The sequence below is a fragment of the Methanosaeta sp. UBA356 genome (assembly GCF_002496465.1).
GTDB classification, from domain to species: Archaea; Halobacteriota; Methanosarcinia; order Methanotrichales; family Methanotrichaceae; genus Methanothrix; species Methanothrix soehngenii.
Window position 1 is genome coordinate 13,691 of record NZ_DAKC01000134.1, and the last position, 5,541, is coordinate 19,231.

3 protein-coding genes and 1 pseudogene are annotated in these 5,541 nt (G+C 38.8%); all 4 read left to right on the forward strand.

What is annotated here, in order from left to right; genetic code table 11:
* A pseudogene (locus BP727_RS13075) lies at window positions 1-591 on the forward strand (IS1 family transposase); the annotation flags it as partial.
* A 108-nt stretch (window positions 592-699) separates the two neighbouring features.
* The gene (locus BP727_RS13080) at window positions 700-2,814 is read left to right on the forward strand and encodes an AAA family ATPase (protein WP_286859253.1); all 2,115 of its coding nucleotides are present in this window, start codon (window positions 700-702) and stop codon (window positions 2,812-2,814) included.
* A 620-nt stretch (window positions 2,815-3,434) separates the two neighbouring features.
* Window positions 3,435-4,010, forward strand: a complete 576-nt coding sequence (locus BP727_RS13085) for a hypothetical protein (RefSeq protein WP_286859256.1) — start codon at window positions 3,435-3,437, stop codon at window positions 4,008-4,010.
* 86 nt (window positions 4,011-4,096) lie between these two features.
* Window positions 4,097-4,927, forward strand: a complete 831-nt coding sequence (locus BP727_RS13090; protein ID WP_286859259.1) for a hypothetical protein — start codon at window positions 4,097-4,099, stop codon at window positions 4,925-4,927.
* Window positions 4,928-5,541: the final 614 nt, after the last annotated feature.

Here is a 5,541-nt window from a genome sequence, read left to right on the forward strand (position 1 = left end):
CATGTTATCGGTGAGCGATCTCAGGAAAATGCAGATCAGCTCGTTTCAAATACCGCCAAAAGACTCAGATCAATGCCGCTCTTTGTGACGGATGGATTAAGACTATATGCAGCAGCTCTTCGAAAGCAATATGGAAAACTACAGCCATTCGCACCAACGGGCAAGCGAGGGCGACCTCGAAGTCCTAAATTAATCGTAGATGACCTATTAAAATATGCTCAAGTCATTAAAATGAGGATCGACGGCAGGCTAAAAAAAGTGGTCAAGAAAATCATATTTGGTAAAGATATAGACCACAAAATGATATCTACCAGCTACATTGAACGGCAAAACCTGACATGCAGACAAGATAATAACCGCATATCTAGGAAAACCATAGGTTTCTCTAAGAAGACTAAAGAATTGGATAACCAAATGACCCTATATTTCGCGCACTTCAACTACTGCCGAAAGCATCGCGCTCTAAAATATAGAAATGAGATGGGCATAACGAAGTTCAATAGTCCTGCGAAGCAAGCTGGCTTAATCGATCATGTCTGGAGCTTGCAGGAACTCTTGACTTTTCCATATTACAAAACTCAAACCTATTAGGGGGTCACGACCAGATTTCGGATTGCATTCGAAATTTATATAAGGTCGTGTCTCGTCCTAACTCCAATTGAATAGCATGCTGCGGTTTAGCTGAGATCGAGGAAAAATATGATCAAGAAGATAATATCCATAAAGTCTGTTGGATCATTTAGTGATAATTTTCAAGCCGTTGAGCTAAAAAAATTCAATATTATTTATGGAGAAAATGGAAGAGGAAAAAGCACGTTATCATTTATTCTGCGATCTTTATTCTCTGGGGAGCCAGGTTTTATCTTGGAGCGTAGAACTGTAAATTCAAATAACCAACCAGAGATACGATTATTATTAGAACCTTCGATCCATACGACGTTTAAAGATGGAAAATGGGACAAAACTTGTTTGGACTTGGAAATCTTTGATAGTTACTTTATAAGCAACAATATATATTCAGGAAATTCTGTAGACATCGAACATAGAAGAAATCTTCATCAATTTGTCATAGGTCAAGACGGAGTCAAAAATGCAAATGTAATTGACCATTGCGATAATGCCATAAAATCCATTAATAATTTGATCTCTAAGTGCAGTGGCGAAATACAACGAAATATATTAGGAACAAGCATAGATGTTTCCTCATTTGCTGGACTGGAATATGATTTAAATTCGTCTGTAAGTATCGCTGAAGATATTGTTGTAAAGAAAAAGACAGTCGAGGCCTTAAAAAAGGCAAAAGAAATCACTGAAAAAGAAGCATTAAATTGTTTATCTATTCCAGAATTACCAAGAGCCCATCTTGAATTGATATTATCTAAGACCCTCGATGACATATCTCAAGATGCTGAAAGACTCACGCGTCAGCACGTCAATAAATACTTGGATCAAAGAGGAGAGAATTGGATAGAGACTGGATTAAAATACGTAACCAATGATGCATGTCCATTCTGTGGTCAATGCATTTCGGAAAACCCACTAATCAGGGCATATCAATACTACTTCGACGCAGAATATATTTCTTTTAAAAAATATATCCATGACTCCTCTGATGAAATTAGAAAAATTCTATCCAATGATAAACTACTGGCCATTCAAAAGGCTCTTACATCAAATGACCTTGTGGCCCAATTTTGGAAAGAATATATAACTCTGGAATACAAATCGTTATCTTTCATTGACATCAAATACACGTGGAATCGAGTCCTTTCATTGATCGAAGATCATTTAAAAAGAAAGGAACTCAGTCCACTCGACCATATGGAATTAAGATCGGATTTGCTGGTTGAATTTCGATCCTATGCATTCCTCCTAAATTCCATAAAAAAATATAATCAAGCCATCGAAAATATAAATAGGATGATAATTGATAAAAAGAAAGCAATTAGAGAAGGAGATCTAAGCAAAGCCGAGGAGGACTTAGAATTATTGCAGAACAAAAAAATAAGATTAAGACCCGATATAGACAGACTCTGCAGATATTATAAGCGATTGCTTAGAGGCAGATCTAATTCTATGGATAAGAAAAAGAAAGCAAAAGCTTTTCTTGATTCATATACCACCACAGTTTTCAGCGAATATGAAACTAACATAAATGAATATCTTGAATCATGTAACGCAGGGTTTAGAATTGAAGAAGTTAAGACCATTTATCCTGGAGGAAAAGCTAGTGTTATCTACAAACTCTCAATTAGAGGAACGACTGTTGATCTCTCAATGCCAAAGAGCGCCAAATGTTGTCCTTGCTTCAACAATACACTCAGTGAAGGGGATAAGAGCACTTTAGCGTTTATTTTCTTCCTCGCAAAGCTAGATCGTGAACCGAATATATCCAATAAAATCGTTGTTTTCGATGACCCTGTATCAAGCTTAGATGCTCATAGGAGAAGTTTTACACAACAGCAAATAATGAGACTGAGTCAATGCTGCAAACAGGTAATAATTTTAACTCATGATCTTTATTTAGTTCAGCAAGTATTTGATAATTCGCGAGTCGAAATAGGTACTCTGCAAATCAAAAGAAAAGGAGATTCTAGCGTTATTGAAAAATGGGATATCGAAACAGATATACGCAGTGATTATTTCAAAAATTATGATGTCATTTCTGAATATCTTGAGAGGGGTTCCAGGGATAGCAATCATCTAGTACAGGTTGCAAGATGCATCCGTCCACTTCTGGAAGGGTATCTTAGAATTAAATTTCCAAAGGAATTTAGCCAATCAGAATGGTTGGGTAATTTCGTGGAAAAATAAGAAACGCAAGGAGTGGCGACCCTCTATGTAGCATGCAGTCAAAAGTCGGTGAACTTGGAGATATTAATGATTACTCTAAAAAATATCATCATGATCAAAATCCAGGAGAGGATTCCGAGCATATTAATGACACTGAACTTCAGTCCTATTCCAAACGCGCCTTAAATTTGATACAAAGCTAACTAAATAAAATTAATTGAGCTATTCATTCACATTAATATTTTATCCGCCTGCCATGTCGCTTTGATTGAGTGTTATTGAGCGTATGTTGTGCCATCTCTTCTTGCAAGAGAAAATCAACTTAATGTCAAATCAATTAAAAAGAAATTGCTATTTGATTAAAATATTTTCATAAAATTGCATTAATCAATAGCTACAAAAATACTAAATACCAAACTCAAAGTGCGGAATGTGGGCTAAATGATACTATCAGAGAATATAGCATAGAAATATCGTTAGCTAATTTCTAATTTCCATTTGCAGCTTCTGGATTATGGCTATCCTCAGCCCAATTCTTCAATTCTTATGTGATGAAGCAGTAGTCAATATAATAGGATGAGATATAGCGTACTGCATGACTTGCTTAGCATCCTGAAATTGTTCTACAGGAAACGCGACGCATGCATAGGATTATAAAGAAAAGCATTGAAGAAGGGATCATGGGACTGAATTATGAAAGTTTGGATGAACGAACCCGCGAGTTCATGTTAAGAGAAATAGAATTCGATATTGCAAAAGGAAATTTATATCTTAGCAAACGCTTTAATGAGAATGGTCTGGACAAATATCTAGAGCTTCTTAAGAGTGCCGCACAGAAGCAGGATGACAACTGGCTCGGAAATGAATTACGCAGACTGGGCTGCTTTAAAGCTTTTATTGAAAAGAAGACGCCTTCGGGTGGCTCTACTAAGATAAAGGTCCCCGTCAATGCAGCAGAAACTTTTGCCGAAGGAGAATTTAATCGCTTCTATATTCGAGGACTCTGTAGGGTTGCAATCGAAGATGGCATTCTCGAACTCGAAATATGTAGAGGTAAGGAAGTGAGCCGACCTCGCATTGAGTCTGAGGCTAGGATTGGCAAAACGGTCCCTGCAGAAAAATTGCTTGAAGATCTAAGGAAATATCCTGGAGTCGAGCCCGCTCTAGGGGTTCCATCAGGGCCAAATTCTGGACTGACTGCACGTTTACCATCATAATCATCCTAAAGACCTAGGGGCTGCGCTGTAACGAATATAGAATTTTAGACGCATCATTTTTATATGGCTAGAATGCCGATAGGCTTATGGAACAAATGTATTGCTATGTCGGTGACGTCCTTGGATTCAGCGATATGGTCACTGCCTTAGCATCGGAAGAAGAAAAAGAATTAGCGCCTGAACAGATAGCAAAATTCTCGCTTGATGCGAGAGCGTCAAGAGTTGATTCATGGGTTCAACTTGTTTCAAGTGGATTAACTGAATTTAAAATTTCCCATTATCATTTCGTCTCAGATACAGTATTTGTGGGTACTGAATATACAAGATATGGTCTAGAAAGGCTGATAGATTTTTCAAGGTATCTACTAGAAGAAGGTATGAAAAAATCACTTCCTTTACGTGGAGGGATCGCATGTGGAGATGTCGAATGGGGAGATAATATCTCTTTTGGAACAGCAATAGTTAAAGCCCACAAACTTGAAGCGGATCAAGAATGGATAGGCACTTGCTGTGAACCAGATCTTCCAGGTTTAGATGAGCTATGGGATTTTAAGAGAGTCTTTGTTTATCCCGCTCCCATGAAGAATGAGAAACTATTGACACATCGTCCAGTGATTGCCTGGAATGTACCTACGTATGTAGAGCTTCGAAATAAAACAAGTGAATGCGCAATCCGCCATATAAACGTGGATTGGAAATATGATACAATGATACGGAATACAATGCTCTTTTCCTTTTGCCAAAAATTAATAAATGTCAATTTCCTAACCGGAGCTAAGCCAAATGCGTTTCCGGGTAAACCGATGGAGATAATCGAATCTTGTGTGGATTGGGTTTGCCATGATAAACGATTGGAGCAAGGTGGCTGGAAAAAACAATTCGTTCCCAACCAACGTATGGAGACGGAAACACTATAGATATGTTTAAAAAAAACCGGCTTTATCGAAATATACATCTTATGGCAATCTGATCTTAGCTTAATCCAGCAAAAATCCGTAGATCGCAGTTCACAGATTCGAAAATTTGCAGGACTATCGCAGCCCTCCGCTCATGATCATCTTGCATGAGGTCTATTATTACTTGCGGGTTCTAGTCGAACTCAGCCCGCTGTTAATGTGGGTATCCTCCTGCAGCAAAGACCCCTGCAGGTATCGTTAATCCGGAGATGTTCACGAAGAATCTTAGCTAAATCTTTGTGCGTCCTTTGTGAGCTCTGTGTTCTTTGTGGTTGACCCGTAACTTTTTTGCTGTAATCTTGTTCCAAAATCCAAAACCTTGAAGGCTACGCCTCTGAAGACAATGCCCCCTGATACCAGGCCCGACCTGCCTCCCAGAATGCAAGCCCACGCGTGCCCGCGCGCCCATGCGAGCACGCACGAGCGCTGCAACATCAACTCCGCCAGTAAGACCGCGTCTACAAAACGACCCAACTGGATAAGAAGCCATCAGCTCCAAGGAGACCGCATTCCAATTATTTCAAAATGGCCTGAGCTTCACGCGGATGCAGCACTTTGGTCTTGAACTCTTTCGG